This window comes from Phenylobacterium sp. (assembly GCF_044371015.1).
GTDB lineage: Bacteria > Pseudomonadota > Alphaproteobacteria > Caulobacterales > Caulobacteraceae > Phenylobacterium.
Genome location: NZ_JBILUK010000303.1, coordinates 1 through 3,196 on the forward strand (window position 1 = coordinate 1; position 3,196 = coordinate 3,196).

At 69.1% G+C, this 3,196-nt stretch carries 3 protein-coding genes; 2 read left to right on the forward strand and 1 reads right to left on the reverse strand.

The window, feature by feature from the left end; all coding sequences use genetic code 11:
• A partial coding sequence (locus ACIQ3R_RS16680; protein ID WP_397419978.1) for a ribonucleotide reductase occupies positions 1–1,941 on the reverse strand: 1,941 nt, incomplete at its 3' end.
• A gap of 169 nt (positions 1,942–2,110) precedes the next feature.
• Between ACIQ3R_RS16680 and ACIQ3R_RS16685 the strand changes: the two genes are divergently transcribed.
• Both ACIQ3R_RS16685 and ACIQ3R_RS16690 read left to right on the forward strand, forming a co-directional pair.
• On the forward strand, positions 2,111–2,515 hold the full coding sequence (locus tag ACIQ3R_RS16685) for an NADH:ubiquinone oxidoreductase subunit NDUFA12 (protein WP_397419979.1): 405 nt from the start codon (positions 2,111–2,113) through the stop codon (positions 2,513–2,515).
• A 2-nt stretch (positions 2,516–2,517) separates the two neighbouring features.
• A partial coding sequence (locus ACIQ3R_RS16690; RefSeq protein ID WP_397419980.1) for a DUF2155 domain-containing protein occupies positions 2,518–3,196 on the forward strand: 679 nt, incomplete at its 3' end.

A 3,196-nucleotide genomic window follows, 5' to 3' on the forward strand; every position in this document is an offset into this window, starting at 1 on the left:
ACCGAGCGACACTGAGATCGCGAAGTTGTTCATCAGCGATCGGAAGGCCGCGCCTTCCTTGTGCATGTCGATGAAGATCTCGCCGAGTTCGCCATCATCGTACTCGCCGGTGTGCAGATAGACCTTGTGGCCGCCGACGCTGGCTTTCTGGATGTATCCCTTGCGGCGATCCGGAAGCTTGCGGCGGGTGCGGTCTCGCTCGACGACCCGTTCGACGACGCGCTCCTCGACCACCGGCGCCGGGCGAGGCGCAAGATCCGCAACTGCTGGGAATTCCAGGACGAATCCGGCGGGAGGATCCGTGTCGCGATGGACCCAGGCCGCGACGCCAAGCTCCTGAATCCGCGCGACATCGGCCACGGTCGAGTCCCAGGGCAGGGCGGCGTGGAGGATCGGCGGGACATCAAGCATCCCGGCGAGGGCGGCGAGCATTGCTGCGTGCGCTTCGATGGGAATGTCGCTCGAAGGCCGAAAGGTCCGTTCGAGGCTCTCGGGAATGTCGCCAGCTTCCTCAAGTCGAGCGGACCCCAAGACCCACGATTCTGCCGCAGACACTTCATCAGGTGAGAAGCCCGCCAACGCGAGGACATCCAGCCCAGGGTCGGCCAGGGCCTCAGGCCCGGCCCCCAGGACGTCCCTCACGAAGCCTTCGCCAAGCACGGCCGGCCGGAACGCCTGGGAAAGACGCTCGACAAAAGGCAGCTCAAGTTCGGCGGCGACAATCTCTAAGGCCGTGAAGCCGCGCGCCTCCAGCGCATCCCGTGACACGCCAGGCGCCTGATCGAAGGTTCGGCGGCCCAGCAGGCGAAGACGCACGGCGTCCGCGTCAGCACCCAGCGCGGGGAGACCAAGAAGTGCCGCTTCGGAAAGGACGCGCACCGCCTCGCCGTCGGCCGTCTCGGCGTAGGTGACCGGACCGGACCACGGCCCGCCATCGAGCCGTCCGGCCGCCCGCAACGCCAGGTCTGGATCATCGAGCACTGCGAGCCGGACCTCACCGACGGCTCCGTCAAGCGCGGCCTTCGCCAGACCGAACAGATTGACCGCAGCCCGGCGGGCCTCATCGCTCGCGTAGTCGAAGCCTTGGGCCGCCAGCCAGTCGCCCAGTCCGGCGAGCGCGAGGCGGGTTGGGCCATCATGCGCCGCGCTGAGGGCGAGCGCCGCGGTTTCCACGGCGCCGAGGAATCCGCCCTCATCGAACGCGCCGTGATGGAAGAAGGCCATCAACTCGATCGCGGCGGCGGGCCAGCCTTCAGCGGCGGCGATCGCCTGCGACGCTTCTGCATCCTTGGCGCAGATCACCTGGCCGGTGGCCCAGGCCGCGCCCGCCGCCGGCGCGCCAGTGGTGACCCGGCGCTCGTCAGTCAGTGTCGTCTCCGCGACCCATAACGCCTCTCCGGCGCGGGTCATTGCGATGGCGTCGAGGATCATGGCGTCGCTGGCGCCTGCCGCGCGCGCTGCTTCGGCGGCGCGGGCCAGGCTGGCGTTGCGCCTTGGATCGGCGCAGGCCGTTTCATCGCCCTCGCAACGCCGGATCGCATCCATTACTCCCTGGAGGCGATCCGTCAGTCGGTGCGCCGCCGCCTGGGCGGCCCGCGCGCCACGATGCCGGGCGACGAACGCCTCAAGGGCCATGGAATCGTCGCCCAGATCCGGCAAGGGGCTGCGCGCTGGGCTCAATGCGATTGCGCCAGCCGACATCGCGGCGGAAAGGGCGTCTCGGAAGCGGGTGCGGCTTCTCAGGTCGCGGGTCAGGCCCTTGGCCTGGGCTTGTCCCGCCAAAGCATAGGCGTGGTCTCGGATCGCGGCGGAAAGATCGGCGCGTCCCTCAGTCCAGTCGAGCCAGGCTTCGGCGCGCGTCGTCGTGAAGTGTGGCGGCGCCTCCACCTCGATTAGGCGGCCGCCTCGCTCCAGTCGCCGGATTTGGGGCGCGTCGCTCATGCTCGATCCGATTCCCTCCACCGGAGGCTAGGCCGGAGGCTAGAAACACGCCAATAGATGTTGCGGCCTTGGCGGCGCTATCCCCAAGATATCGTGGTCGAGGGCATGCTGGACGAGGTGGGGACCGGCGCCTATAGTCCCGGCGCTCCCAGTTCCGAGGAATCTGTCCTTGTCTGTCCTGAAGACGATCTTCACTTGGTGGAACGGCGCCACGACAGGCATCCATTTCACGGTCGCGCGGCGTGCGCGTCTGGTCGGTCAGGATGAGTTGGGCAACCGCTCTTATGAGGCCCGCGATGACAGGGACAGCTACGACAAGGGCCGCAAGCGCCGCTGGGTGATCTACAAGGGCTATGCGGACGCCTCGAAAGTGACGCCCGACTGGCACGGCTGGCTGCGCTTCACTTTCGACGAACCTCCCACAACAGATCCTTTGCCGCGCCGGGCCTGGGAGAAGGACCACCAGCCCAACCTGACAGGCACAATCCACGCCTGGAAACCTCAGGGCGCCATCGCGCGCGGCGGTGAACGCGCCCGGGCGACCGGCGACTATGAGGCCTGGACGCCGGAATAGACATGCGCCGGCTCGCCTTACGCGTCGCGGGAATCGCGGGCCTGGGTGCGCTCGTCGCCGGCGCCGTGATCGCGCAACCCTCCTCGCCAGAGACGACGGCTCCGGCCGCGCCGGCGGCGGAAGAGGCGCCTCCGGCCACCGTAGCGCCACCGGCTCCAGCCGCGCCGGCGCCGGTCGCTGCGGATGAGGTCTCACCGGCGTCGGCGCCCAAGGCTGTGGTCGCCGAGCCCGCCCGGACAGCAGAGCCGATGCGCCGCTCGCGCTATGACATCGCGGTCCTCCAGGCCTTGGACAAGATCACCGCAGAAACCTTGCGGTTTGAGGCCAAGGTCGGCGTACCCGTCCGATGGAAGGGCCTGGTCTTCACGGTGCAAGCCTGCGAGCGCTCCGCGCCGGACGAGCCTGGCGAAGACGCGTTCGTCCATCTTTCCATCGACTCGCAGCCGCGCGCCCAGCCTGGTCGTCCGACACCAGCGCCGAAGGAGGCTTTCCGCGGCTGGATGTTCGCAGCGTCTCCGGGATTGCACCCCGTGGAGCACCCCGTCTACGACGCCTGGGCGATCACCTGCAGGGCCAGCGCGCCAGCGCCTCGAGTCGCCACGGCCGCGCCCGCTCGCCCGCCGTCGGCCAGGCCCCCTGAGCCGCCCGCAGCCAAGGTGGAGGCTCCGGCGCCCGCGCCGA